The sequence below is a fragment of the Arthrobacter sp. LAR12-1-1.1 genome (assembly GCF_040676555.1).
GTDB lineage: Bacteria > Actinomycetota > Actinomycetes > Actinomycetales > Micrococcaceae > Arthrobacter.
The window spans coordinates 1-26,315 of the sequence record NZ_JBEGIG010000001.1 but is presented as its reverse complement, the minus strand read 5'-3'; the positions used below and the strand labels follow the sequence as shown (position 1 = coordinate 26,315).

Here is a 26,315-nt window from a genome sequence, read left to right as displayed (position 1 = left end):
GGTTCACTAGCGTGATTCCTGGATCTGACAAATGGATCTGACAAACAAACAGCAATCAGGAGGAACGCATCGTGACAACGACGCAGACTAGGCCGACCCGCATCGGCGAGGCCACCATCGCCGAGTTCGCCGCCGGCCTGCGCGGCAAGGTCGTCCGGCCAGGGGACGCGGACTACGACCACGAACGCAGCATCTGGAACGGGGCCCACGACCGGCGCCCGACGCTCATCGCACGCTGTGCGGGTGTGGCAGATGTGATACGCACGGTCGATCTCGCGCGTAGCGAGGGGTTGCCGTTGTCGGTTCGCGGCGGTGGCCATTCGATCCCCGGGTTTTCCACCGTCGACGACGGTATCGTGCTGGACCTTTCGCTGATGAAGGGGGTCCAGGTGGACCCTGCCCGCCGCCGCGTCGCGGCACAGGCAGGGTGTACCTGGAAGGACGTGGATGCAGAGACCCAGCAATTCGGGCTTGCGGTGACCGGTGGCCTGGTGTCCTCGACCGGCATCGCCGGCTTCACCACCGGCGGCGGCATCGGCTGGCTCGTGCGCAAGCACGGGCTGGCCAGCGACAACCTGGTCGGCGCCGACGTCGTCACCGCCGACGGGCAGTTTATTCACGCCAGTGCCGACGAGCACCCCGATTTGTTCTGGGGACTGCGCGGCGGCGGCGGCAATTTCGGTGTGGTGACGTCCTTCGATTATCAATTGCACGAAGTGGGGCCCATCGTCCTTTCCGGCCTGGTTTTCTACCCCGCAGAAGAGGCGGAGCAGGTGTTGCGCGGCTATCGGGCGGCCTGCGCGGCGGCCCCCGATGAGCTGACCACGCTGGTCAACATGACCATGGCGCCACCGGTCCCGTTCCTGCCAGAATCAGTGCACGGCAAGCCAGTCATCGCTGTGGGAGGGTGCTGGTCCGGCGATCTCGATGACGGCGAGGCCGCCACCGCGCCCTTCCGGTCATTGGGCACGGTCATCGCCGATGTGTTCGCGGCCAACCCGTACGCGGGGTGGCAGCAGGCGCTCGATCCGCTGTACCCGAGGGGCGTGCACAACTATTTCCGCTCGGCATTTCTGCGCGCCGCCGACGACGCGTCCGTGCGCGTGCTGCTGGACTCGTTTGCGGCATTGCCCAACGCCATGACGCAGATTCACCTGCACCACCTTGGCGGCGCGGTCGGCCGGGTTCCGGCCGAAGCAACGGCCTTCGCACTCCGCGACCAGGAATTCATCGTCAATGTTGTGGCGCGCACGCCGACGGCGGAAGGCTTCGCGGATGTCGTCGAATGGGCCCGGCGCGTGACGTCCGCGCTCGGTCCGGATGTGGCATCCTACGTGAATTTCACAGGTGAAGCGAATACGACGCTCGTCCGGGCGTCGTACCCGGCGGATACATACCGGCGGCTCGTGGAACTGAAGAACGAATACGACCCCACCAATCTATTCCGGTTGAACCAGAACATCGCCCCCACGGTGTGACAGCACTGCCTGCGTGAGAAGTGGATGATCGACCGAGGATCCGGAAGCAACCTGACAGCCCGCGCCAGATGCACCTCGATTCCCAGCAAACCCCTAACCTGAAGTTCCGTGAGTTGAGGCAGGAAGATCCCCGGGTTTCCGGGGATCTTCCTGCCCGTCTCGTGGGAAGCAGGCAAGGAGCGAGCCACAAAGCAGCAACGGCAGGAAACTCACTCCGGTGTGGACAACGTGCACACCCCTCTTGGCCGGACAAACGGGAACCAGCCCTCCCCCAAGCCACCGGTAAACCCGGATTCCGGAGAAAAACATCTTAAGGAAATCCCCGCAGGTCATGTCGTCAACAGGACCCCACAGCATGAATAGGTACAAGGCCAACCACGTCCACCAGAACAACCCAGAAAAGGAGACCCGAATGACCCCCACATCCCAGCACGCGGAGGGCCCACCAGCCAGGGCCCTGAACCCGCCACCCACACAACTTCACCGGCCGCCGCGGCGGCCAGGCCACAGACCGCGACAAGCGTTCGACAAGCGTCAGAGGGACCCGACCAGGGTCAATGTACACACCTTAAAGCAAAACCCCCTCTGGCGAGGGGGAATGCTGTGCCCGAGGTGGGACTCGAACTGCATTCCCTCCCCCGCAAACACTGGGCAACCGCGGAAACATGCGGATTCCGGCCCGATCCGACCCACATACGACCCAGTCCGAAGCCCAAAGTGTACTTTGTACACACTTCCTTTTTTGCCACATTCCAGGCAGCCCGAAGCGCTGCGTGGGAACCAGCGAAACGGCCAGCCAACTATGCTGAACTAAGTTCGCTCCTCCATGAACCAACCGGCTGGTGTAGGCGCCGAAGCCTCCCACGAGAGGATCACTGTCCCGCCTCAAATATGTAGGCGCCCAATTTTCATCGCTTCCGGAGCCCACGAACTACCGCATCCCGATTGCGGGGATGCCGGTCCAGGCGAGTTCTGACAAGCTCGAAAACGCTCCGGTCGATACTGTAGCCCGGCCTGAGCGCAACATGATCGACTCGCAACCCGCCTGTTGGTAGACAACTGGGTGCACCATGGTCGTGGGTGCGGTCAGCGAGGACCTTTAACAACCGTGACCGTCCGGGGTGCCTGGAATGAAAGGAACCGGATCCATTCGGGCTCGGGATCATGCAGTTGTATCCCAGGAAGCGCGGCGGCAGTTTCCTGGACGATGACAGCCGCCTCGAGTTCGGCGAGCTTGGCGCCGAGGCAGCGGTGAATGCCTGACCCAAACACCAGGCCCGGGGACGCAGACGCCTCCCGCAGGTCCGCCTGCCCAACAATGTGCGCGCGTTCTTGCCCGGACGGTGAGGTGATCTGGTTGCCGGTAAGTTCGAGGAGGATCTCGCTGCCGGCAGGGATTACAGTGTCACCGAGGTTTGTGTCGTGGGCTGCCACACGGCGCCAGGTGGGGACGGATGATTCGGTGGCCAGTACGTGCCGGACCATAGTTTTGGAGCCGGCGTCGGACGCTGCGTCGTTCCAGCCCACAGGGGCCGACCCTTTAAGGAGCCGGAACAGGGTGGTGCTGATCAGCTGGGTGGTTGTTTCCTGTCCGGCGATCAGCAGGAAGTAGCCGAGCGAGCAGATTTCAGGGGTGGATAGGCCGTGTTCGGCTAGGGATTTGAACAGATTGCGTCCTGGGGCGGTCCTGGATTCTGCTACGAGTTTACGAAGCCAGACGTAGAAGTCTGCGGCGCTGTGGGCAAGTTCGAGTTGCCGGGCCTCGTCGGGCCAGCCCCAGAACAGCTCCATGGAGTCAAGGCCCCACCCCTTGAGATCCGTAAGGTCCCGGACGGGCAGTCCGAGGAGTTCAAGCATTACCACCGCCGGAGGAAACGCCGCGACCGTCTGCACCAGGTCCACGTGACCCGAGGATCCAAGCTGGTCCGCGGCGTTCTTTGCCGCTTCCTGGGCCAGTCCACGGATCCGTGGTTCCATGGCGGCGACGGTGGCGGGGGTGAAGAATCCCGCGACGACCTTGCGGATCCCGGCATGCGTGTCGGTGTCGTTGCTGGCCAGCACCGGCGGCAACGCAAAGCTCACGCGCTGCAGCACACGAAGGGCAGGCCCTTCCAGAGGAGTTACAGCGACCAGGGAATTCGCAGGACTGAAGTCGGCAGGCCGGTGCAGGACGTCCCGCACCGCGTCCGGGTCACGCACTACCGTGTACGGGCAGCGCGCCTGGCCGGAGCCAACCAGTTGAGGCGCGATGGATCCAGCCAAGGACACCAGCGGGTTCATGCGGGTAGTCCGTTCAGCCAGGCCGCCGCTTCGGCCCGGAACGCTGCCGGGGGCAGTTCCGAGGCCCGCTCGGGAATGGCACCGAGCAAGGGCACCTGCATCGATCCGAGAACCTCCCGGTTGCCGCGGTGGACAAACTCAGGGGCGGACGGCCAGCTCCCGAGCACCAGGCCAAGGACCCGAAGATCCCGCGCGGCCAGCGCTTCGAGGGTCAGAGCGGTGTGGTTCAGGGTGCCGAGGGCCGGCCGGGCGACGAGCACAAACGCCGCCGCCAGGAGCGAGCCCAGGTCGGCGAGCGTGCTGCCGTCGGAATCCAGTTCCACCAGGAGTCCGCCTGCGCCCTCAACCAGAACGTGGTCATGGGAGCCGGCGAGCTCGCGGACCCTCCCGGCGTGGACTGCCAGCCGCGGGAGCGGCGCACCGTCGACGGCGGCAGCGGCGACGGGCGCCAGCGGCTCCTTCAGGACAACGCCGGATTCCGCCGTCACGGCGCCGGCGAGCCGGACAATTTCGGCCACGTCGGAATCGCCGGCAGCGGCTCCCGACTGGCACGGTTTGTACACCGCGACGCTGCGCCCCGCTACCATCAGGGCGGCGGCGAGGGCAGCGGTCGTGATGGTCTTGCCGACGCCGGTGTCCGTTCCGGTGACCAGGATAATGCCGGGCAGGTTCATGGAAGTTCCTCCAAAATGCGGCGCAGCACTGCGCAGCTGTCGTCGATGTGCTCGGGTGTCAGTGTGGCTCGGGCGGTGAGCCGCAGCCGCGAAGTCCCGTCCGGAACGGACGGCGGACGGAAGCAGCCGATCCGGACGCCGGCGGCTCGCGCGGCATCCGCCGCTGTCAGGGCGGATTCGGCGGACGGCATGGCGACCGACTGGACGGCCCCCGCTGTCCGGTCGAGGGCTGCGCCGCGGGCGGACAGGGCACGGGCGAGCCCGGCGGCAAGCGCCGCAGCGTTGGTTCGGACGCATCCGGCCCGCCAGGGCTCATCGCGGATGATCCGAACTGCGGCGAGGGCCGCTGCGGCGGAGGCGGGCGCCAGACCGGTGTCGAAGATGAAGCTCCTTGCCCGGTTGACGAGGTGTTCCCGCAGCAACGCGGATCCCAGGACCGCTCCGCCCTGGCTGCCCACGGCCTTGGACAGTGTCGCCGTCACGATCACGTTCGGATGCCCCGCGAGAGCTGTCCCGGCCACCGAACCGCGGCCCTGGAAGGTGCCGGTGCCGGTGACTCCGAGGCTGTGTGCCTCGTCGATGAGCAGCACGGCGTCGTATTCCTCGGCCAGGGTCAGCAGGTCAACGAGCGGTGCTTCGTCGCCGAGGACGCTGTAGACGGATTCGACGGCGATGAGTGCGCGCGGCTCCGACCGGCCGGCCAGCAGGCGGCCGGCTTCCTCCACGCTGTTGTGCGTAAACGATTCGGTGCGGGAGCGGCTGAGCCGGAAACCGTCGATCATCGAGGCATGGCAGTGCTCATCCGCGACGATCAGGGTCCCGGGGCCGCCCAGCGCAGTGATCACACCGATGTTGGCCAGATACCCGGAGGAGAACACCAGCGCCGATTCCATCCCGGCGAGCATGGCCAGTTCCCGCTCGAGGTCCAGGTGCAGCCGCGTGGTTCCGGCGACCAGCCTCGAGGAGGTTGCACCCGCACCCCACTGCCGGACGGCCGCCGCCGCTGCCTCGATGACCCGCGGGTCGGCGGCGAGCCCCAGGTAGTCGTTGCTGGCCAGGTCGATGAACTGTTCGTCGGCGGCACGGGGGCGCGGTCGGCGGACCAGGCCCCGGCGGTTCCGGACTTCAGCCTGCCGGTCCAGCCACTTGATCATCGAGACGCTCATCCCAGCCCCCTGGACTGTGCCGGGAGGCATTCGTGGACTTCGGCGACGGCGGCCGTCATGCCCGTGGTGATCTGCTCAACGTCCGCCGCGGTGCTGATGTATGGCGGCATGGTGTAGACGAGGTTCCGGAACGGCCGGACCCAGACGCCGTGCCGGATGGCTGCGGCGCTGACCGCGGTGACGTCCACGCCGTCCTGCAGTTCGATGACCCCCACCGCTCCGATGGTGCGGACGTCCCGGACGCAGTCCAGTTCCAAAGCCGGGGCCAGCCCGGACGCCAGGCCAGCGTTGATCCGGCCAACGTCGGCTCGCCAGCCGCCGTTGGCGATGATGCCAAGGCTGGCATTGGCAACAGCGCAGGCCAGCGGGTTGCCCATGAACGTGGGGCCATGCAGCAGCGCCCCGGCCTGGCCGCCGGAAACTGTCGCGGCCACGTCGTCGGTGCAGAGCATGGCGGCGAGGGTCAGGTATCCGCCGGTCAGGGCTTTGCCCACACACATGATGTCCGGCACGACGCCGGCATGATCGGCCGCGAACAGTTCGCCGGTCCGCCCAAAACCGGTGGCGATCTCATCGAAGATGAGCAGCAGCCCATGCCGGTCCGCCACCTGCCGGAGCACCGTCAGGCATTCGGCCGGGTAGGCATGCATGCCGCCGGCACCCTGGAGGACCGGTTCGACGATGATCGCGGCCAGCTCCCCGGAATTTGCGGCCGCGATCTCTTCGAACTCCGAGACCCATGCCCGTATGCTTTCCGGCGTGGCGAAAGCCGCAGCTGGCGGACGCGGCGCAAAGACGTTGCCGCCGAGCAAACCCGGGAATGCGGAGTGCATGCCTTCTACGGGGTCACAGACTCCCATCGCCGCGAAGGTGTCCCCGTGATAACCGCCGCGGATGCTCAGGAACCGCTGCCTCTGAGACTGCCCTAGAGCGGTCTGGAACTGGACCGCCAGCTTCAGCGCCACCTCCACGGACACCGAACCCGAGTCAGCGAGGAACACCCGCTCTAATCCCGGCCTCCCGGGTGCCGCCGGCGCCAGGTCCACCAGCCGCTCGGCGAGTTCCACGGCCGGGGCGTGTGTGAGCCCGCCGAACATCACGTGGCTGAAACTCTCCAGTTGCCGCCGTGCGGCGGCGTCGAGCACCGGGTGGCGGTAGCCGTGGATTGCGGACCACCAGGAGGACATTGCGTCAACAACCTCATGGCGTGTGCCGTCCTCGCCCCGAAGCTGCAGCCGCACGCCGTCGGCCGCTTCGACCTCCCACAATGGAAGTTTCGGGGAGGCTGGTGCGTAGGGGTGCCACAACCGTGCGCGGTCCCGCTGGATCAGGCCCGTCTGCGCGGAATCCTGCGTCATTGAACCGGGCGTCATGGTGCGAGCACCCCGTGGCGGGAGCATTCTGCTGACCAGCCCAGCGGTGTGACCTGTACTTTCATGCGGCGCCGGCAGGCGGCGCAGTAGCGCGGCGGTTCCAGCTGCAGCAGTTCCTCGCACTGTCGGTGAGCGTACGACGGCGGCAGCGCACCACCGGCGTACATCCCGCCGCAGTGCCCGCAAAACTCAGCGGTGGCCGAGCTGGTGGTTGAGTCTGCCGAAACCGCGAAATTAGAGCCGATGGTTGGGCTCGTTGATACCCGGTTCACAGTGTCTTCTGGAGTTCCTTGATGGGCATGTTCAGTTCCACCAGGAGGTTAAGGTCGGCGGTGGCGGGGCGGCCCAGGGTGGTGAGGTAGTTGCCGACGATGACGGCGTTGATGCCGCCCATCAGGCCCTCGCGGGTGCCGAGGTCACCGAGGGTCAGTTCCCGGCCGCCGGCGTAGCGGAGCACGGTGCGGGGCATGGCGAGTCGGAAGGCGGCAATGGCGCGGAGGGCGTCCTTGCCGTCCATGAGGCCCTGGTTTTCCAGCGGTGTCCCGGGCCGGGGGTTCAGAAAGTTCAGCGGGACCTCGTGGGGTTCCAGGGCTGCGAGCTGCGCGGCGAGTTCGGCCCGCTGTTCGAGGGTTTCTCCCATGCCGATCAACGCCCCGCAGCAGAGTTCCATGCCGGCGGCCTTGACCATGGCGCAGGTTTCGAGGCGTTCTTCGTAGGTGTGCGTGGTGACGACTTCGGGGAAGTAGCTGCGGGCGGTTTCGAGGTTGTGGTTGTAGCGGTGCACGCCCCATTCGGCGAGCTGCTCCACCTGGCGCTGGGTCAGCATGCCCAGGGAGCAGGCGATGTTGATCTCCACTTCTTCGTTGATGCGGTCGATCGCGAATTTGATCTGGTTCATCAGCTTGATGTCCGGGCCGCGGACGGCGGCGACGATGCAGAACTCGGTGGCACCGGTAGCCGCGGTCTCCTTCGCGGCTTTGACCAGCTCCGGGATGTCCAGCCAGACGCCGCGGACGGGCGAGTCGAACAGGCCGGACTGGCTGCAGAAGTGACAGTCCTCGGGGCAGCCTCCGGTCTTGATGGAGATGATGCCTTCCACCTCGACGTCCTCGCCGCAGTGCTTCAGCCGTACGTCGTGGGCCAGTTGCAGCGCGGCGGGCAGGGCTTCGTCCGGCAGTCGGAGGATTTCGACAAGTTGAGCCTCGGAGAGGCCGATGCCGTCGTCGAAGACCTGCCGGCGGGCAGTATCGAGAATTGCATAGCTCGTGGCCGTGGGAGGTGCCTGAATCGTCATTGATTGTCCTTTTCGCTGGGTTTCGTGGATATGCCTCACCGGCGACAGTAGTTTCCGGCTGATTGCAGGATTTTGTGCGTTCCCCACAAGAAGGGGGGCGACAGTTTGTTTCGCCCGGAGAGGCCGCCGGCCGGGGCGCCTAGGGCCAATAGGGCATGCCTGATCGATTAGGGTGGCCCTGCATGTCCGTGGCCTAGGCGAGCGTCAACCGCAGGGGCACAGAGTCCCAGCCACGAAGGGTGTTGTTGTAGTGGCGTTCGATCGCCGAGGCCAGTTCGATGCTCCTGATCCGGGGCACCGGCTGTTCCAGCAATGACGCCGCCTGGAGGCGGGCTGCGTGCTGGCCCACGCACTGGTGGATGCCCATGCCGAAGGACAGATGTCCGGACGGGTCGCGGGAGAGGTCGAACTCGTCGGGGTTTCCCAGCGGCGCGGATCGCGGTTTGCCGCCGCGAAGCACAGCATGACCCTGCTGGCTTCGGGGATTGTGCTGCCGCCGATGGTGACATCGCTGAACTTCAAGGCGTCGCGCTGGCACTTGGCGGTGGCCCACTCGGTGTATTCGGCGGCCTTGCACCTGCCCTGCTCCACCAGCTCGTTGTCAGGACCCAACGCGTTGAAGGTGTGGTCGGCATAGGGCACCAGGTTTTCGCGGCCCTCCTTGGAGATGCCGGAAGCCTCGGGGAAGAAGTTCACCGGAAGCTTCGAGCCGATGTCGCGGTGCCCGTCGACCTCGACCGCCCCGCCGGGGGTGGAACCGGCCAGCAGTCCGTCGATGATGCCGCCGGCCATTGCCCACAGGTTGTCCAGGTGTTGGTCGCGGCGTCGCGACCAGACCGAGTGGAGGGACCAGGGCGCCCAACATGCCGGAGTCCCATCCCGTTGTCGCCATCGAGTGGCACACTGGACTTCATGCGTGAGTTCGTCGTCCTCGGCACCGCCTCGCAGGTCCCGACCCGCACCCGAAACCAAAACGGGTACATGCTGCGGTGGGATGGCGAGGACTTCCTCTTCGACCCCGGAGAGGGTACGCAGCGGCAGATGATCCACGCCGGAGTTACCGTCTCCCAGATCACGCGCATCTGCCTCACGCACGTGCACGGCGACCACTGCTACGGTCTGCCCGGCGTCCTTTCCCGCATGGCCCTTGACAAAGTCAACCACCCCGTCCACCTGCACTATCCTGCCACCGGGGAGGACACCGTCCGAGCTCTCGTGTCCGTCGCGTCCTCGGGCATAGATCTTCGGCTGCATCCACATGGGGGCTACGGGGGCGGCGAACACGAGGGCCGCCGCCAAAGGACTTCAGAGCCGATCGCCCCGGGCCTGGAGGTCCGGGCGCTGAATCACCGCATCGAGGCCTATGGCTATCGGTTTGTGGAACCCGACGCGCGCACACTCCTTCCTGACCGGCTCGCGGCAGTCGGGATTGCGGGATCCGACGTCGGCCGCCTAATGCGCCAAGGAAACCTGGGCGGCGTGAGTCTGGAGGAGGTAAGCGAGCCGCGTCCCGGTCAACGCTTCGCCTTCGTCATGGATACCGCGCCCTGCCAGGGCGCGGAGGAACTGGCGGAGGGCGCTGACCTGCTCGTCACGGAGTGCACATTCAGCGACGACGACGCCGAGTTCGCCTCGCAGTTCCGCCATCTCACAGCGGGGCAGGCGGGCGAGCTGGCCGCATCGGCGGGCGCGGGGACTCTCGTCCTCACCCACTTTTCTTCGCGCTACGGGGACGTTGCCCCTCTCGCCGAGCAGGCCCGGGGTCGCGCCGGTCAAGCCAAGGTGGTTGCCGCGAACGACCTTGACCGCATTGCCTTTCCGCAACGTCGTTCGTCCTAACGACGTCTGCGGGAATTACACCTAAGGATCGTGCAGAGCCCAGTCCCGGGGACAACCTATTGGTGGGCGGGCGGGAAGCGCCTCCAGAGCGACCCGGAGCAACCGGGGTGGGAAGCAGATCCAGGCCGGGCGCGGGAAGACTTCGCTGACAAGGTGCCTACCGGGAACAACAAGGCTCCGGCGGTCATGATACCGAGTGCGCCGCCGAGCTCAGCGCGGGGATTCCAGCCGGCCGGCAGGACTCACGCTCGGCATGGCAGGGCTAAGGACGGAGATGTGCAGGTTCTTTGGTAATTTTCTCGATGTCGGCCGCGGTGACTTCGATCAGCTGATGCGCCAACTCCGCCAGGGCGCGTGCGGTCGCCAACTCGTCCCCGATCTCCGGGACATCAGAGTCCACCGGATTCAGCCTGGCCCACCCGACACCCTCCAGTTCCGCCCGGTTCCCGGCCCTCAATCGCGCCGTGGCCCACGTTTGGTTTTCATGTTCGTCGATAACGATGTTCACCGACCAGCTTTTCTCTTGCATGGTGCCCGCCTCCTCGATCCGACTTCCACCATCCCAAGCTCGAGGCAAGCCGTCAAGGTCCGCAAATTTCCCCGCAAACCGTGCGCCAAAGGCCCTGAGTTGCCCCGCACGACGAGGCAACTCACGCGGGACCGCAGACCTCATGCAGACCGAGGACGCCAGAGTCGGGCGCCGTCCATCAGCACTGGCTTCCTGGTCCGGGGGGTTGGACCCCGGTGGCGATCCGCCGCGGCAGCATCAGACCTCATACAGTCTGGCGAGGTCGAACGGAGTGGCTCCGCGATCGTGCCACCGGAATGCCAGCCAGGGACATCGTCCGTGCCCAGGCGAGGGCGCTTGCCGTGTCCAGGCCGGCAACGATGCGGCGCATGCAGGAGATCCCGCATGCGGACGTGAACTGCTAATACGCCTCGGCCGAGCGTCCCTTCAACCCCGCGCTGCAGGGCGGGCCGTTGATCGTGCTGTCGTGCGATTACAGCTGCGCCGTCACCGCTCCCCCGAGGCCAAGGCTCTGGGCATCGGCCTGGGCGATCCGTGGTTCAAGGTCGAACCCCGCGCCAGAGAAAGGGCCTCGTCGCCGTGTCCAGCAACTACGAACCCTACAGGGACATCAGGCAGGCAGCGGCCTGATCGGAGTGCAGATCCGAGGAGCAGCAGATGTAGCGTGCCGCCGCTTTCCTTCCATACGTGCAGGTGCCAGGGCTCCTTTGGTGCCGTGGAAATCCAGGGTGTAGTAGTTCGCGGCGGGAATGTTGTTTGATCTGTTTGTCCCCGACCCAGCTTGCCCGTCGCGATCGGCGCTACGGTGGGAGGCCGTGGTCGCCACGTTCCCCGCACCGGTCCCCCGGCATACCGTTGCTGATCCTGGACACGGTCACAGGGCTACGTGTTGAGGTCCCAGTGGACACGGATTGCCCCGGCAATCGGTCCGGCAGCGACATCGAAACGGAGAGCAAAGAGCGCGGTCCCTGTCTCTTCGATGACCGCGGGAGTGCCTTCGTCGTGTGAACTGGGATGCCTCGTGAGTTGGCCTAAGGCCGCCCCCATTTCGTCATTTTCGGGACTTCCTTGACGGGCAGTGTGACAAGTGCCATAGTCTTCGTATGAACCTGTTGGACAGCTGGACAGCTGCGCAAGATCGAGTCGTACGCGTTGGCGCGGCTGAAGCGGTCTTTGCATCCCTCCGCAGTGCTATCGAGGGCGGCAAGATCCCTGTCGGCACCCGCCTCGACTCGGAGGCATCGCTGGCCAAACAGTACGGTGTGAGCCGCACGATGGTCAGGGAGGCGCTGCGTTCCTGCACCGCATTGGGACTTACGGCCACCCACACGGGTAAGGGCACGTTCGTGATCGCTGACAAGGTGGCCCAGGACCTCAAACTCGGCAAATATTCGGCCAGCGCCCTCGTTGAAGCCCGCCCCCACGTGGAAGTGCCGGCCGCGGGCCTCGCCGCCCAACGCCGCAGCAGCGAAGACCTGGAGGCTCTTCGGGAAATCCTTCGGGAAATGTCCGAGGAAGACGATCTCCAGCAGTGGGTCCTTTTGAACACTGAATTCCACGTGACCATCGCCCGGTGCAGCGGCAATGGCGTGTTCGAATCATTCCTGTCAGACATCTGCGACGCCATGGCTAACCAATCAAACACCCTTAACCTCGTGGCTGACCGGCGCAAGGAATCGGGTCAGGAACACGCCCGCATTTTCGCTGCCATCGAGAGTGGATCAGCCGAGGAGGCATCCCAGGCCATGAGAATGCATTTGCACGGAGTTGAATGCGCCCTGGGCACCATCGTCCCCGGAAGCGGAAACTCCAGGGCCGGCCATACGCGCTAGATCCTAAACCCCGGATTTCACTCACCATCCCCTGCCGCTGCAATCGCCGCAACCCCCGCGCGATCTCCTTGCCGGGAACAACCATGCCCACCGTGCCGGCTGCGGCGTCACTCAGTCCTGCCCCGGCCCCAGATTTTTACCGTCCAAACCCGTCAACGAAGCCCTGTGAGGACCCCATGACTATCGCCCATACCGCCCCGGACACCCGCTCCGAACACGACCTCCTGGGCGACCGGGATGTTCCCGCCGACGCCTACTGGGGCGTCCACACCCTCCGGGCCGTGGAGAACTTCCCCATTACCGGCCAGCCGCTGTCCTCCAACATGCACCTGGTCCGCGGGCTGGCCGCCGTGAAACTCGCCGCCGCACGCACCAACCAGGAACTCGGGCTCCTCGACGCCGAGCGCGCCGCGGCCATCGCGGAAGCCTGCGCCGACGTCATGAACGGCAAGCTCAGCGAACAGTTCGTGGTGGACGTCATCCAGGGCGGGGCCGGGACGTCGTCGAACATGAACGCCAACGAGGTGATCGCCAACCGGGCCCTGGAAATCCTCGGACACCCGAAGGGCGACTACGCCCGGCTGCACCCCAACGACCACGTCAACCTCAGCCAGTCCACCAACGACGTCTACCCCACCGCGGTCAAGCTCGGCACGATCTTCGCGGCCCGGGAACTGCTGGAAGCCCTCACCGAACTCGAGGACGCCTTCGCCGCCAAGGCCCTCGAGTTCCGCACGGTGGTCAAGATGGGCCGCACCCAGCTCCAGGACGCCGTCCCCATGACGCTCGGCCAGGAATTCGGCACCTACGCCGTCACGATCGGCGAGGACCGGCTCCGCCTGGCCGAAGCCGACCTGCTGATCCACGAAATCAACCTCGGCGCCACGGCGATCGGCACCGGCCTGAACGCACCGGCCGGGTACGCCGAGGCCGCCTGCCGGCACCTGGCCGAGATCACGGGGCTGCCGCTGGTCACGGCGGTGGACCTGATCGAGGCCACCCAGGACGTCGGCGCCTTCGTGCACCTCTCCGGGGTGCTCAAGCGGGTCGCCGTGAAACTCTCCAAGATCTGCAACGACCTCCGGCTTCTCTCCTCCGGCCCGCGCGCCGGATTCGGCGAAATCAACCTCCCCGCCGTGCAGTCCGGCTCCTCGATCATGCCCGGCAAAATCAACCCGGTCATCCCGGAAGTGGTCAGCCAGGTGGCCTACGAGGTGATCGGCAACGACGTCACCATCACCATGGCCGCAGAAGCCGGCCAGCTCCAGCTCAACGCCTTCGAACCGATCATCGTCCACAGCCTCCACAAGAGCATCTCCCACCTGGAAGCCGCCTGCCGCACCCTCACGGCCCGCTGCGTCCGGGGCATCACCGCCAACACCGAACACCTCCGCCTCACGGTGGAACAGTCAATCGGCCTCGTCACCGCCCTGAACCCGCACCTGGGCTACGCCACGGCCACGGCCATCGCGCAGGAAGCCCTCGCCACCGGCAAGGGCGTCGCGGAGCTCGTACTCGAACACGGGCTGCTCACCGCCGAGCAGCTCACCGAGCTCCTCAGCCCACAACGCCTGGCCAACCTGAGAAAATAACCGCCGCACACCCACGACCCCGCCCGACCAGGGAGCAAGGGGCACACCGTCGTGCCCAAAATCCCGACCGACCACAGAGAAACGGAACTCGATGACGAGGGCCGTTCCAGCACCGGGCCACCAACCCGGCCTCTACCCAAGGACTGAATATGAAAAACAAATCAACGATGTGGATCCTGGCAGCGCTCCTGTTCGGAATCGTCAGCGGTCTGCTCTTCCACTGGCTGCTCCCGGTGGACGCGCGCGAATCTGTCGTGGCTGTCCTCGACACCGTGACGCACATGTTCCTGAACCTCATCAAGATGATCATTGCCCCGCTGATCTTTGCCACCCTCGTCTCCGGCATCGCAGGAGCGGCCAAATCCGCCGGCGTGGGCAAGCTCTTTGGCCGCTCGATGATATGGTTCCTGTCCGCCTCCGTCCTGGTGGGCGCCTTCGGCTTCATCACGGCCCATGTACTCAACGTCGGTGACGGGCTCCACCTGATGCCGGGAGGTGGCGCGGGGATGGAAACGAAGCCCCTCGACTACCAGGCGTTTGTTACCCACATCATCCCCACGAGCGTCTTCGCCGCCCTGACAGAAAACAACCCCCTTCAGATCCTTGTCTTCGGCGCTCTCTTCGGCATCGCCCTGCTGAACCTCCGGAAGATGGGCCGCTCCTCCATAGCGGATGCCATCGACGAACTGATGGGCGTCATGCTGAAGGTCACCGGATATGTGATGAAGGCGGCACCCGTCGGCGTTTTCGCCGGCATCGCGGCAGCCTTCACCTCCAAGGGTCTCGACGCGTTTGCCACTTACGCGTCGTTCATCGGCGGATTCTACATCTCCCTCTCCGCACTCTGGGCGATCATGATCGCCGTCGCGGTCGCCTTCCTCGGACGGGCCGCCTTCCGACTGGTCCGGATAGTGCGCGAACCCATGGTCATCGCGTTCGCCACCTCCAGCAGTGAAGCCGCCCTGCCCAAGCTCATCGAAGGCCTGACCAAGTTCGGCATCGACAAGCGCACCACCGGCTTCGTGCTGCCCCTGGGTTACTCGTTCAACGTGGACGGATCCATGATGTACATGACCTTCGCGTCGGTCTTCCTGATCAACGCCTACGGCATCGACATGGACCTTGGCCAGCAGATCGCGATGACCGCAATGCTCCTGCTCAGCAGCAAGGGCATGGCCGGCGTGCCCCGCGGGTCACTCGTCGTCGTAGCCGCCGTGGTCCCTGCCTTCGGCATCCCCGCCGCCGGAATTGGAGTCCTGCTGGTGATCGACCAGCTCCTGGACATGGGGCGAACCGCCACCAACATCCTGGGAAATGCCATCGCCACCGCGGTCATCGGCAGGAACCACGACAAGTCCACGTCCCTCCTCGAGGCGTCACGCGCCGGCACCTCCGACGACGGCCAAGACACTGAGGACAGCCGGCAACCCGAGCTCGTTTCGAGGCACTGACCGGCACCCGGCCGGCCAACCAATTATCAACCTGCAAACCGACCCCCACACCGGATGAAAGGCCATCGCCAATGACCGCTGACTTTGAAGTCCAGAGCCCGATGGACGTGCACCGCATTGAGCGGACGGAAAGAGCGAGAAGCGCACCCATCAAGTCACAAATCATCGACTACCTGCGAAGCCATGGTGCAAGCAAAGTAGCTGACATCAGCGACGGCATCGCGTCCTCGCGGGGCGCAGTCAGATACCACCTGGCAGGGCTGGAGAAGGCCTCGATCGTCCGTTCCAACATTTCCCCCGGAGCGAGAGGTCGGTTCACGCCCTTCTACGGCATCGCTCCTGAAAAAGCGGAGTCGGACTCCTAGCCGGGCGGCGCTGGCTACCATGTTTGCGGACGACGGCGGGACCTCCCGCCGTCGTCCTCTGTGCTCTTGCGGCCGGAATCTCATGCCGCCCCCCCCAACAAACCGGGCGTTGACTCTAGGACCGAAAGATGCCGCCGTATTGAGTCGGGCATCCAGATCCCCGGTAAAAGCACTGGATTGCATTATGGACGGTGGGGCGTAGGACGAGGCTTCGGGCACGTCGTCAAAACCGGCGAGGCTGATGTCTTCGGGACCCTATTTTCCCCTTTCCCGGAAGGCCCGGAGCATGCCCAATGCCATGTGGTCTTTGGCGGCGAAGACAGCCTGCAGTCTGGCTCGTGGGCGGGTTGTAGGCCGGCGGTATAGCCGGAGTCGGCACCAAGCTCTCCCCCAGGCCGCCGGTAAACAAGAAATCCGGAGAAAAATCTCCAAGAAATCCCCGCAGGTCATGTCGCCGACAGGACTCCACGACATGAATAGGTACAAGACCAACAACGGCCAACACAAGAAAGCCAGAAAGGAGGCCGAATGACCGCACATCCCAGCAGGCGGAGTGCCCACCAGCCAGCGCCCTGAACCCGCCGTCCACACAACTTCATAGGCCACCGCGGCGGCCAGGCACCAGGCCGCGATAAGCGTCAGAAGGACCCAACCCGGGTTAATGCCCACATGCTAAGGCAAGGACCCCCTCGAACTGCATTCCAGCCCCGCGAACAATGGGAACTCCCGGAAACATGCGGAATACGGCCCAGTCCGATCCACATACGGCCCAATCCGGAGCCCGCAGCGTGGACTATGTACACACCTCGATTGGCCGTCCCAACTCCCCTCCACCGGACCACCGCACCCAAACCGTAGGGCGCTGCTCGCCTTTTAGTACTGACGAAATTCGGCTGCCTGGAAGTCGGCATGATCGCCCTGCGTGTCGGCAGACGCCAGCACGGTTGCGCCCCACTCACGGATGGTGTTGTTATCCAGGTCACATTGCGTCTATCGTTGTCGGGGGCCACAGCGTGGTGGCCCCGATTTAGAGCGGAGAACTTTGTGAACGAGAAGCTGCGGGTGCTGGTCCGCGTGGACCTCGACGGCGCCAAGGCCCACGTCAGGGTCCAGGGCCACGTGACGGCTCAGAGCGTCCATGGCTGCCTGTATGACGTGGTCAAGCGCGCCAGCGCACTCGCCTCCGGACTGGCGCTGGAACTGGATGTGACCCGTGCACACGTTGACCCCGACGCGATGGGAGAGCTTCAGAGGTGCGCAAAGTCGCACCACCTGCCGGTGCACGCCGACCCGCTCCAGCGCGACTATCGGATCAGCATCCTGACGCCGGGCCACGCGACGTCCGCGGCCCCATCACTAGTCCTGGCAGCCTGACAAGCCCGCACCAGCTGCCGCGGCAAGCCCCGCGTTAGCTCACAATCCAGTTCCGCGCGCCTGAATCCTCCGCCCATGCAGCGCGCCTATTGTTAGCATGCGACGTGAGCAACGGGACGATACGCCTACCGATCCTCGCCGCCGCGCAAGAGAAACAAAAGCCTTAGGTCAATGCGTCTCCCGATAAATATGTGGGATACGCACGAACGCTTGGCTGACGTCTTGAGGTGAGTCCTTGCGGAGCCAGACTCGACTGGCCATGCCCGGGTCAGTCCAAGATGAGGAGGGGCGGGGCTGTCAGCGGGCCCAGTCCTGGCGGGTTCTTTCAGCTGCGTCCTGAAGCAGGGGCAGGTACACGCCCAACAGCGTGTCCATGCTGGTGGCAACAACAGGCTAAGCAAGCCTGTGCGCGGCCGTTTCGTCAGCATTGAACTCCACTGCGGGCAATTTTTTGCCGTCCCCGGCCGACGCTGAAGCAGCAACTCCGTGTTTACCCGGGGGATTCGTTAGGCTGCGAGGCGTCAAAGAAGCGATAGTCCGAAGGAGTCCGTCTGGCCGCAGCTTCGCGTGCTTTGGCCTGGATGAAGTCCCTGTCCTCGCCGGTCAGCACGGTTTCGCCGTGTGCGTCGGCGTCGGCGTTTTCGCCGGTTTCCTTGTTGATAATGGCCGTCAGGGTGCGTGGCAGGACCACGCATCCCGGGTTATCCATCAGCCACTGCTGGGTGGCGGGATCGAGCCGGTTCCATTCTTCCTTGATGTGCATCTCAGTCACTGCTGCCTTTCAGGCATCCGTTCGACGAAAGAACCCCTCAGGCGTTTGCTGTCAGGGGCCCTGGCAGGTGCGAACACGTGGTGCGGCCGCGCAGCCTTGGGGTCGCGTCCAGTTGTCCAGTTATTGTCCGGCTGCGGTCTCGTCCTTCGGTTTGCTCCGGGCTTCGCGCTGGTGGTGCTCCAGCTTGTCTTCCGCATCGCGGCGGCGCTGGCCAACGGTGCGCATCTGGTTCGTGGGCGGCCTTCGGTGATCGACTGGAGGGGCCGTCTGCTCGTGTTCTTCCTCGAAGTCAGGAGCGGATCGGTCCGGACGGCGCCCCTTGTTCTCGCCCATACATGCATCGTCCCATCTTGACCGGGTGCTTACCAGAGCAGCGGCCACACCCTGTCGCTGCGAGCCTACGAGCAGCCCTAGTAAGGAAGGAACTGCGGCGCATAAGCCGAGTCATACAATTTTGATGATCTGGGCTGTGATGTTCGATCGGGGATTGTTAAGGGCAGATGGGCCAGTGGCGGTGAATTCCAGAGGGTGGTCCGGACGAACCACACCGCCGCATTGGCCACAAGGCAGCAGCGCAGCGGCTAGATCCTAAAGAGTCCGGCAAGCCTTAGCCGCAGGACAATGCGGTGAGCCACCGGATATCAGCCCACCCCGGCGGTGGCCAGCGGCGGTATTCCGATCAGCCTGCGGCGGGCAGTGCGTCCGGGATGCGCGGCTTGGCGTTGCCGGCGAAGGTGAACTTCGCGTCGTCGCCTTCGCCCTCCACATCCACCACCACGATGTCGCCGGAGTGCAGCTCGCCGAAGAGGATCTTCTCGGAGAGCTGGTCCTCGATCTCGCGCTGGATGGTGCGGCGCAGCGGCCGGGCACCCATGGCGGGGTCGTAGCCGCGGGTCGCCAGGAGCACCTTGGCCGCGGACGTGAGCTCGATGCCCATGTCCTTGTCCTTCAGGCGCTTCTCGAGCCGGCCAACGAACATGTCCACGATCTCGATGATCTCGTCCTGGGTCAGCTGCGGGAAGACCACAACATCGTCAACACGGTTCAGGAACTCGGGGCGGAAGTGCTGCTTGAGCTCCTCCGTGACCCGGGCGCGCATCCGGTTGTAGCCGGTCTGGGAGTCCGTGCCGGACTGGAAGCCCGTGGCGACGCTCTTGGAAATGTCCCGGGTACCGAGGTTGGTGGTCATGATGATCACGGTGTTCTTGAAGTCGACCACGCGGCCCTGGGAGTCGGTCAGGCGGCCGTCTTCCAGGATCTGCAGCAGCGAGTTGAAGAGATCGGCGTGCGCCTTCTCCACCTCGTCGAACAGCACCACGGAGATGTCAGGGTCCGTGCCAACGCTGTACAGCGGATCTTCGACCTGGAGGCAGAACAGATCAACGGGCAGCGCTTGCCCCTCACGGCCGGCCACCTCGTGGGCGCACCGGCATGAGCGTCAGCGTTGATACCAAAGCAGGCGTCCCGCACGTACTGGCGGGGCGCCTGCAGGTCCCGGCATACCGGGGCTTCGCCACGGATAACTACACCGGGCTCACCCCGAAATCATCGAAGCAGTTCAGGCAGCCAACGAAGGCCACGTCACCGCATACGGCGAAGATGTCTACTCAGCAGCGCTTCAGGAGGTCATCCAGTCCCACTTCGGGACAACTGCTACCGCATATCCGGTCTTCAATGGAACAGGGGCCAACGTCCTTGCCCGCAAGCCCTGCTCCCGCGCTGGGGCGCTGTCATCTGCGCAGCAACAGCGCATATCAATACCGACGAAAACGGCGCCCCGGAACGGGTTGGCGGAATAAAGCTCCTCCCGATCCCCACACCGGATGGCAAACTCACCCCGGAATTGATCGACGCCGAAGCTTGGGGGTGGGGAGACGAGCACCGGGCGCAACCGCTGGCCGTATCGATCACCCAAACCACCGAACTCGGCACCTGCTATACGCCGGAAGAAATCCAACAGATCGCTGAACACGTCCATGCGAAGGGAATGAAACTGCACCTGGGACGGAGCAAGGCTGGCCAACGCTGCAGCACATCTCGGGCTTCCTTTGCAGGCATTCACCACCGACGCCGGTGTCGACGTCCTGTCTTTTGGCGGCACCAAAAACGGGCTGCTGTTCGGCGAAGCCGTTATCTGGCTCAACCCACAGTCCGACCCAGGCATGAGCTACCTGCGCAAGATGAACATGCAGCTTGCCTCAAAGATCCGTTTCGTCTCTGCGCAGCTGGTAGCCCTGCTAACGGATGGGTTGTGGCTGCGGTCCGCCAGTCACGCCAACGAGATGGCTCAACGTCTCAGCGAAGGAATCTCGGCCATTAACGGCGTCTCACTGACGCAAGCAACACAGTCCAATGGCGTCTTTGCCGTCCTCCCACCCGGGGCAGCCGCGAAAGTCCGGGAATCCTTCCGCTTCTATGACTGGGACCAAGCACGCGGCGAAGTCCGGTGGATGTGCTCCTGAGTATGTCAGCCCGATTCAGGACCACTGAGACGGCTTGAATCAGGACCACTCAGGCCCCTAGTCCCTGGCCCTGACACCCTGCCCATCTCCTTCTAAATCGCACTTCGAGTCGCGGTCTTGCGAGCAGGCCCCCGGGGACGACTTAGCGATACTGGTCAGTTGCCGTTGTTGCGAGAGTGGTTCAGTCGTTCAGATGGCACTCTTCAGCTACGGGGCGTGGATCCTGCTCGATTTCGTCGTGCCGGGTAGTTTCAGCTTCAATGGCTACATGCCTCCCGTCTGGTCATTGCGCCAAAGCCTTCCCTCTGACGCTTCATGGATTGCCGAGCTCCGCGCCCAGGTCATGCGTCCCGATCTCGAGCGCCTCGGACGCTGGGATCCGGTGCGCGTCAGACAGCGCTTCCTCACGGGCTTTCACCCGGCGCATACGTTTGTTATCGACGTCGGAGCCTCCGCGGCCGGTGTGATTGCGGTCCGCCCCGAATCGGATGAGCAATGGATTGAACACTTCTATCTGGCCCCCAAGTATCAAGGGCAGGGTCTGGGGACCGCGGTGCTGCGCCACGTATTGGAGGCGCAGCGCGATCACCGGCCTTTCCGGCTCACCGTCCTCCAAGGCAGCCCGGCGAGACGCCTCTACGAACGCACCGGATTCGTCCACGAGCACGAGGATTCCATCGATGTGTTCCTCGTCGCCGAAACGGACCAGAAGGTCGTGCCCAGGAGAACCCGCTCCCGCTGAACGACCCGCTTATTGGACAGGCCAATGGTCAAGCAAACTCTCAACAGTCCCCCGCAATTAGTGCCTCCGCCGCCTGCCGCGGGGATGCCGGCCGCCGGTCAGTGGCCGGTGCGCATCCGGTCACGTGCGCACCTCACAACGGCGGACAAGTCCAGCCCGTAGGTCGGCCCGTCGCCGGAACCGTACTCCTCGAGTCGGCCCGCACCGCGCTCGAGGAGCCGGATCGCACCAATGCTGTTCCCCCGGGCGGCGTGGGTGAGCCCGACGCAGATCTGGGCGAGACCTTGCCAAAGGTTGCGTTCTTCGGCCGGCCCGGCTTTCCAGCGGGCCTCGAGTACCTCATGAGCGGCGAAGGGCCGGCCTGCCTCCACCAGACTCCGGGCCGAAACCAACGTCTGCGCCGGCGGCAGCGGCTCCTCCGAGACCGGCTCGACGCCAACGCTCCCGTACGCCAGCGGCCGGCCAAGAGCGTCACGCGGCCGGGCCTGCCGCGGGCGCCTTGCAGCATCCCGATCCCTATCACCCGTCATTGCCGTCTCCGCCCTGAGCGTGCCCGGAGCCTACCGACCTTCATACGCCCAATCCTAAGACCCGGCGCTTCGAACATCCGTTCCGCCGCAAATGGATGCCACGGGACGGCGGCCGCGAGAGAAGAAATGATCACCGCTGGTCGCGGCGCAGGGGATGATCATTTGGAACCTCGACGAGCACGATGCGCACTCCATCGGGGTCCGCGATCCACATCTCCACCAGCCCCCACGGCTCCTGCTGCGGCCTGCGGATCACCGGTACCCCGGCCGCCAGCAGCCGCTCGTGCTCAAGCTGCACGTCGCGAACCTGAATCCAGATCGACAAGGCACTCCCCGGTGGATCAGCCGACCGTCCACTGACCTCGAGAAAACCGTTTCCCAGGAAGAACACCAGACCCGGCGCATCACGACTCCCGAACTCCCGGTAGATCGCCAAACCCAACGTGTCCCGATAAAACCGGTGGCTCCGCTCAGGTTCGGACGGATGAAGCAGGATGCGGCTCCCAAGGACTTCCATGTTCTCCATCCGGCCCCCCACTCACGCACTTCGCCCGCCCCGCGTCGGTGAATTCCTGGTGTGGCGTTCAAGGACCCCTTTTGGGCGGCGAGCTGCCCCACACCGACCGGGGCGCCACGGCCCACGCCGAATCTGCTGCACCGACCGTTCCGCAAACAGAACTGCGAAACCGCCAACTCAGCTGCGATTTAGGGGCCAAACGAAGTTGACGGCCACACTCCTGTGTGACTGTTAAACAGGAATTGCGATAAATCGCAGCTGAATTGGCGGTCTGCGGTCCAGTTTTGGGAACCCCTGCCGGGCATATCTAAGGGCGACGTCCCGAACGAAGGCTGCCTGACGGCCAGCTCGGACTCAACAAGGGTTCATGACGCCGAGTTCATCTCGTGGCACGGCTCATGCGCCGACTCCCGAGGCTCCCTGGGGCGCGGGCATACCTGCGACCATTCCGGCCCACAACAGGTCGGTAGTCGCTAGGGTCAGGTAGTCCACGGATGTTCCATCCAGGAGGTTGCCCGCCGCCAGCATTGCGGCTCCGTGCAGGCTCACGAAGCAAACGAGAGCGAGCCTCTCGGAGTCGGCTGGCGCCAGCTCCCCGGCGGCCTGGGCTTCAGCGATGAGCGCTCTGGCGACCCATATACCGTCTTCGCCGATGCTGCGCAATTCATCGCTGGCATCAGGATGGTGCTTGGTGGAGTGCATCACGGCCAACAGGACCGGGTGAGAGACCGCGAAGTCCACATAGGACCTAGCGATCCGGACAAAGCGTGACCGATGGTCTCCGGCCGCTTCAGACGCTCCCATTATCCCGGCATTCATGCTGCGGAAGCCGTCAAAGGCCAGGGCATCGAGAAGCGCCTGCTTGTCACGAAAATGCCTGCCGGGTGCCGCGTGGCTCACACCCAGATCACGCGCGAGCTGCCGCAGCGAAAGTCCCTCGACTCCTGCTTCCTCGACGGTTTCCGTGGCACGTGCCAGCAACGCCTCCCGGAGCCTGCCGTGGTGATAGGGCTGATCGATCATCCGACCAGTATATCCGCAATGTAGTCATTGACAACAATGGTGTCCCTGCCTACTATGTTGGCATTGGCTACATGAGTAGCCGCGACACGGATCGGATTCGACATGACCATGAGCTACACCGGAACCACGGCACTGATCACTGGGGCGAGCTCCGGGCTCGGTGCCGAGTTTGCCGCACGATTTGCGGCGCGCGGGGCCAACCTTGTGCTGGTCGCACGGCGGACCGACAGGCTTGAGGATCTCGCCCGAAAGCTGCGCGACGCGCATGGCATTTCAGTGACGACGCTCTCGAAGGACTTGAGCCGTCCGGGAGCCGGGGCTGAAGTCCGCGGAGAGCTCGCCGGCCGGGGCATCCGCATCGACACCCTGATCAACAACGCGGGCTTCGCCACGAGCGGCCCTTTGGTCAAGGAAGACCCCGCGGTCATCGCCTCGGAGATCTCCCTGAACGTGGCCTCTCTCGTCGAGACCACGCGGGCATTCCTCCCCGAGATGCTCGCCGCCGGGAGGGGCGCGCTGATCAACGTGGCCAGCACTGCAGCTTTTCAGCCGGTGCCTGGGATGGCGGTTTACGGGGCAACCAAGGCATTTGTCCTGAGCTTCACCGAGGCCCTGGCACACGAGACGAAGGAATCCGGCCTTCGTGTGCTCGCGCTCTGCCCGGGGGCTACCCGCACCGAGTTTTTCGATGTCCTCGGGAGCCAGGCCGCTGCCGTCGGCCGGCTGCAGAGCGCCAGCGAGGTCATCGACACCGCCCTGCGCGCCCTCGATCGCCGCACTACACCGGTAAGCGTCGTCTCAGGCTTGGGAAATCGCATGCTTGCCGGAATCGCCCAGCGCCTCCCCCGAAACATCTCCCTCGCCATGGCGGGCAGAGCCGTACAGGACTAGTGCTGCAGTCGCTTTTCGCTTCACCCTGTTGGTCTTCGCCACGCCCGTATTTTCACAACCCACCGAGGATGTAGCAATGAATCAGACTCCCGATGTACTTCGCTATGCCGCCTTTGCCACGAGCCCTGGCGGAGGCAATCCGGCGGGCGTGGTCTTGGACGCAACCCGTCTCGACGCCGCGCAGATGCAGGTCATCGCGGCCGATGTCGGATATGCGGAGACGGTCTTTATCACCGGGGCGGCGATTGACGGAGACTCACGTCGAAACCGCGTGCGGTACTTCTCCCCGATCGCCGAGGTGCCCTTTTGGGGCCATGCCACAATTGCCCTGGCTGTCGCGCTGTCGAGGCTGCACGGTGCGGGGACCTTTACGTTCGATACTTCGGTGGGGCTGGTCTCGATCGAATCTGCCGGACAGGGCGCTACCCTGACGGCATCCTTCACGAGCGTGGAGCCTCGCGTCGCCGAGTTTCCGGCAGGTGTTCTGGACACTCTGCTCGGGTTGCTGGGCGTGGGTCGGGACGAATTGCACCCCGCCTACCCTCCGCTGCTCGCCTTTGCAGGAAACTGGCATCCAATACTGGTCTTCGCTGACCGAAGGACCTTTGACTCATTCGGGTTCGACCCGGATCCCATGCGTACGCTGATGGACGCCCAAAACTGGGCCGGTACCGTAACGACACTCTGCGAGATCGGAGCGGGCGAGTTTGACTCGCGAAATCTCTTCCCGGCGGGCGCCATCACTGAAGATCCGGCGACGGGTTCGGCTGCCGCTGCTTTCGGCGGATACCTCCGCCTGCTATCGCTTGTGGAACCACCCAGCCGGGTGGTGGTGCTCCAAGGGAGCCACGTCGGCCGCCCGAGCAGACTCACCATTAATATTCCACCGCTCGGCGGGATCGCAGTGCGCGGAGAAGCCGTCGAAATCGCTTGAGCCGTTTCGTCGGCGGAAAGCAGCTGATTTTGGTCCCGCTGAACCGGGCATCCGCGCTTTCTCATGATCCCGTCCGTTTTACAACCGCTTCACGACGCGTGCCCTGCAGGCAGAGCTGACCACCTATGACTTCGAAGGCAAACCCCAGCGTCCGAGTAAGGAACAGCTGAAGGAAGCTCCTCCTGAGGTAAAGCAGTTCAACTCCTAGCGGACCATCCGCAACATCGGCAAAGAACGTCGAGTAGGACCAGCACGAAATCGATCGGCGGTTTCAGCCTCTTGATGGGGGTCGTTTCCACGGCGAAAAGTGGTCCCCGTTCAAACTGCGATTGCTGCCGCTAAAGTGGGCTCGAATCGGATTTCAGTCGGCTGGGGCACAGCCTGGGCTTTTGGCCACACGAGAGCCTGGTCTGAGTCACGCTGGAAAAAAACCGCATGGGCGCCAACACCGGCTGAACCTGCCTTCCAGCTCGGAACATGCAAAGTACTACGCCGGCGCGTCGCCGGGCACCTCGGAGGCGACGCCGAGGCGACAGCATCAGCATTCGCCAACTACGCGGACGCCACGACGGCCGGGGACCTTCGCTTCCGGCCAGCCTCTGCCGCTCACTCTCGCGGCTAATACTGCCTTCTGTCGACGCGCCAGAGGAATCGAGACGACCACGTTAGAAGAGCACGCTCAGGTAGTCATGTCGAAACCGTGCATCCGGTTATGGACGGGTATGACTGACTACCCAGCAGGAACGGCGACGGAAGAAGACTACTGTCACGCACACCTCCCTGCCGCGGACGCTTCTGGAACAGTCCACGTAGCACGGACCGGACGTCCCGCCAGAGTGCCCGGAAAGTCATGTCACACAGACCTCGTGGTTGCATGAACTCGTGTCAGGAGAATTAGGCACGGAGGGAGCCGCCCACCAGCAACGGCATCCCGCGTACACGGTGTGGACAATGTGCACGCCACCTCTGCCAGACAAAAGGGCGCCAAGCTCTCCCCCGGCTCACAGGGAAGGAGCGAATCGGGGGGAAAGAATCTCCAAGAAAGTTTCCCAGGTCATGTTGGGCCGCCTCGGAGTTCTCGGACAGTGGACCCCCTTAAAATCGGGGGACTACTGAAATGAGGAATGTGCAGAATGCCTGCATCACGTCGCCGGTTCAGCCAGGAGTTCAAGGACCAGCTGTGCGAGGAAGTCGTCT

General features: G+C 64.5%; 22 protein-coding genes and 3 pseudogenes. 12 read left to right on the top strand and 13 right to left on the bottom strand.

Annotated features, from left to right (window positions below; all coding sequences use genetic code 11):
* Positions 1 to 71: 71 nt before the first annotated feature.
* Positions 72 to 1,478, top strand: coding sequence for an FAD-binding oxidoreductase (locus tag MRBLAR12_RS00125; RefSeq protein ID WP_229992256.1), 1,407 nt, complete (start codon positions 72 to 74; stop codon positions 1,476 to 1,478).
* Positions 1,479 to 2,564: 1,086 nt separating this feature from the next.
* On the opposite strand, the gene MRBLAR12_RS00120 is transcribed toward MRBLAR12_RS00125, so the two are convergent.
* The 6 genes from MRBLAR12_RS00120 to MRBLAR12_RS00095 all read right to left on the bottom strand — a co-directional run bounded on the left by MRBLAR12_RS00120 (position 2,565) and on the right by MRBLAR12_RS00095 (position 9,057).
* Positions 2,565 to 3,758 carry a cytochrome P450 gene (locus MRBLAR12_RS00120; protein WP_364742445.1) on the bottom strand — a complete coding sequence of 398 codons (1,194 nt, stop codon included), beginning with the start codon at positions 3,756 to 3,758 and terminating at the stop codon, positions 2,565 to 2,567.
* Positions 3,755 to 4,432, bottom strand: a complete 678-nt coding sequence (gene bioD, locus MRBLAR12_RS00115; protein WP_229995944.1) for a dethiobiotin synthase — start codon at positions 4,430 to 4,432, stop codon at positions 3,755 to 3,757. The genes MRBLAR12_RS00120 and bioD overlap by 4 nt, the downstream gene beginning before the upstream one ends.
* Positions 4,429 to 5,586, bottom strand: a complete 1,158-nt coding sequence (locus MRBLAR12_RS00110) for an 8-amino-7-oxononanoate synthase (protein WP_414645452.1) — start codon at positions 5,584 to 5,586, stop codon at positions 4,429 to 4,431. The genes bioD and MRBLAR12_RS00110 overlap by 4 nt, the downstream gene beginning before the upstream one ends.
* A gap of 8 nt (positions 5,587 to 5,594) precedes the next feature.
* Positions 5,595 to 6,956, bottom strand: coding sequence for an adenosylmethionine--8-amino-7-oxononanoate transaminase (locus tag MRBLAR12_RS00105; RefSeq protein ID WP_364742439.1), 1,362 nt, complete (start codon positions 6,954 to 6,956; stop codon positions 5,595 to 5,597).
* Positions 6,957 to 7,239: 283 nt separating this feature from the next.
* Positions 7,240 to 8,265 (bottom strand): biotin synthase BioB, encoded by a 1,026-nt coding sequence (gene bioB / locus MRBLAR12_RS00100; protein ID WP_364742436.1) that lies wholly within the window; start codon positions 8,263 to 8,265, stop codon positions 7,240 to 7,242.
* Between the two features lie 204 nt (positions 8,266 to 8,469).
* A complete protein-coding gene (locus MRBLAR12_RS00095; protein ID WP_364742433.1) occupies positions 8,470 to 9,057 on the bottom strand; it encodes a hypothetical protein in 588 nt (195 codons plus the stop codon).
* A 120-nt stretch (positions 9,058 to 9,177) separates the two neighbouring features.
* Between MRBLAR12_RS00095 and MRBLAR12_RS00090 the strand changes: the two genes are divergently transcribed.
* Complete coding sequence (locus tag MRBLAR12_RS00090; RefSeq protein ID WP_364742430.1) at positions 9,178 to 10,104, top strand: ribonuclease Z; 927 nt, start codon at positions 9,178 to 9,180, stop codon at positions 10,102 to 10,104.
* A gap of 262 nt (positions 10,105 to 10,366) precedes the next feature.
* Here MRBLAR12_RS00090 and MRBLAR12_RS00085 read toward each other — a convergent pair whose 3' ends face one another.
* Entirely contained in the window at positions 10,367 to 10,633 is a 267-nt protein-coding gene (locus MRBLAR12_RS00085; protein ID WP_364742427.1) for a DUF1876 domain-containing protein, read from the bottom strand.
* A 359-nt stretch (positions 10,634 to 10,992) separates the two neighbouring features.
* On the opposite strand from MRBLAR12_RS00085, the pseudogene MRBLAR12_RS00080 reads away from it, so the two are divergent.
* The 6 genes and pseudogenes from MRBLAR12_RS00080 to MRBLAR12_RS00055 form a co-directional block, all read left to right on the top strand.
* Positions 10,993 to 11,245: pseudogene (locus MRBLAR12_RS00080) on the top strand (DNA polymerase V subunit UmuC); the annotation flags it as partial.
* Positions 11,246 to 11,736: 491 nt separating this feature from the next.
* On the top strand, positions 11,737 to 12,465 hold the full coding sequence (locus MRBLAR12_RS00075; RefSeq protein ID WP_229995625.1) for a FadR/GntR family transcriptional regulator: 729 nt from the start codon (positions 11,737 to 11,739) through the stop codon (positions 12,463 to 12,465).
* A 176-nt stretch (positions 12,466 to 12,641) separates the two neighbouring features.
* Positions 12,642 to 14,057, top strand: coding sequence for an aspartate ammonia-lyase (locus MRBLAR12_RS00070; RefSeq protein ID WP_364742423.1), 1,416 nt, complete (start codon positions 12,642 to 12,644; stop codon positions 14,055 to 14,057).
* A gap of 149 nt (positions 14,058 to 14,206) precedes the next feature.
* Positions 14,207 to 15,508 (top strand): dicarboxylate/amino acid:cation symporter, encoded by a 1,302-nt coding sequence (locus tag MRBLAR12_RS00065; protein ID WP_364742420.1) that lies wholly within the window; start codon positions 14,207 to 14,209, stop codon positions 15,506 to 15,508.
* Positions 15,509 to 15,579: 71 nt separating this feature from the next.
* Positions 15,580 to 15,873 (top strand): winged helix-turn-helix domain-containing protein, encoded by a 294-nt coding sequence (locus MRBLAR12_RS00060; protein ID WP_364742417.1) that lies wholly within the window; start codon positions 15,580 to 15,582, stop codon positions 15,871 to 15,873.
* Between the two features lie 1,044 nt (positions 15,874 to 16,917).
* Positions 16,918 to 17,247, top strand: coding sequence for a hypothetical protein (locus MRBLAR12_RS00055; RefSeq protein ID WP_229995621.1), 330 nt, complete (start codon positions 16,918 to 16,920; stop codon positions 17,245 to 17,247).
* Positions 17,248 to 17,737: 490 nt separating this feature from the next.
* On the opposite strand, the gene MRBLAR12_RS00050 is transcribed toward MRBLAR12_RS00055, so the two are convergent.
* The 3 genes and pseudogenes from MRBLAR12_RS00050 to MRBLAR12_RS00040 all read right to left on the bottom strand — a co-directional run.
* A complete protein-coding gene (locus MRBLAR12_RS00050) occupies positions 17,738 to 18,010 on the bottom strand; it encodes a hypothetical protein (protein WP_229995628.1) in 273 nt (90 codons plus the stop codon).
* A gap of 129 nt (positions 18,011 to 18,139) precedes the next feature.
* Positions 18,140 to 18,352, bottom strand: coding sequence for a hypothetical protein (locus MRBLAR12_RS00045; RefSeq protein ID WP_229995620.1), 213 nt, complete (start codon positions 18,350 to 18,352; stop codon positions 18,140 to 18,142).
* A gap of 346 nt (positions 18,353 to 18,698) precedes the next feature.
* Positions 18,699 to 19,340 (bottom strand): annotated as a pseudogene (locus MRBLAR12_RS00040) (AAA family ATPase); the annotation flags it as partial.
* 110 nt (positions 19,341 to 19,450) lie between these two features.
* Here MRBLAR12_RS00040 and MRBLAR12_RS00035 point away from each other — a divergent pair.
* A pseudogene (locus tag MRBLAR12_RS00035) lies at positions 19,451 to 20,481 on the top strand (threonine aldolase family protein).
* 193 nt (positions 20,482 to 20,674) lie between these two features.
* On the top strand, positions 20,675 to 21,223 hold the full coding sequence (locus tag MRBLAR12_RS00030) for a GNAT family N-acetyltransferase (RefSeq protein ID WP_364742413.1): 549 nt from the start codon (positions 20,675 to 20,677) through the stop codon (positions 21,221 to 21,223).
* Between the two features lie 98 nt (positions 21,224 to 21,321).
* Here the strand turns inward: MRBLAR12_RS00030 and MRBLAR12_RS00025 are convergent, their stop codons facing one another.
* The 3 genes from MRBLAR12_RS00025 to MRBLAR12_RS00015 form a co-directional block, all read right to left on the bottom strand.
* On the bottom strand, positions 21,322 to 21,753 hold the full coding sequence (locus MRBLAR12_RS00025) for a DUF309 domain-containing protein (protein ID WP_364742410.1): 432 nt from the start codon (positions 21,751 to 21,753) through the stop codon (positions 21,322 to 21,324).
* A gap of 130 nt (positions 21,754 to 21,883) precedes the next feature.
* Positions 21,884 to 22,279: a VOC family protein gene (locus MRBLAR12_RS00020; protein WP_229995618.1), complete on the bottom strand. Its 396-nt coding sequence runs from the start codon at positions 22,277 to 22,279 to the stop codon at positions 21,884 to 21,886.
* A gap of 387 nt (positions 22,280 to 22,666) precedes the next feature.
* Entirely contained in the window at positions 22,667 to 23,293 is a 627-nt protein-coding gene (locus MRBLAR12_RS00015) for a TetR/AcrR family transcriptional regulator (RefSeq protein ID WP_364742406.1), read from the bottom strand.
* A gap of 102 nt (positions 23,294 to 23,395) precedes the next feature.
* Here MRBLAR12_RS00015 and MRBLAR12_RS00010 point away from each other — a divergent pair, with 102 nt between their 5' ends.
* Positions 23,396 to 24,184, top strand: coding sequence for an SDR family NAD(P)-dependent oxidoreductase (locus MRBLAR12_RS00010; RefSeq protein WP_364742403.1), 789 nt, complete (start codon positions 23,396 to 23,398; stop codon positions 24,182 to 24,184).
* 76 nt (positions 24,185 to 24,260) lie between these two features.
* A complete protein-coding gene (locus tag MRBLAR12_RS00005; protein WP_229995615.1) occupies positions 24,261 to 25,118 on the top strand; it encodes a PhzF family phenazine biosynthesis protein in 858 nt (285 codons plus the stop codon).
* Positions 25,119 to 26,315: the final 1,197 nt, after the last annotated feature.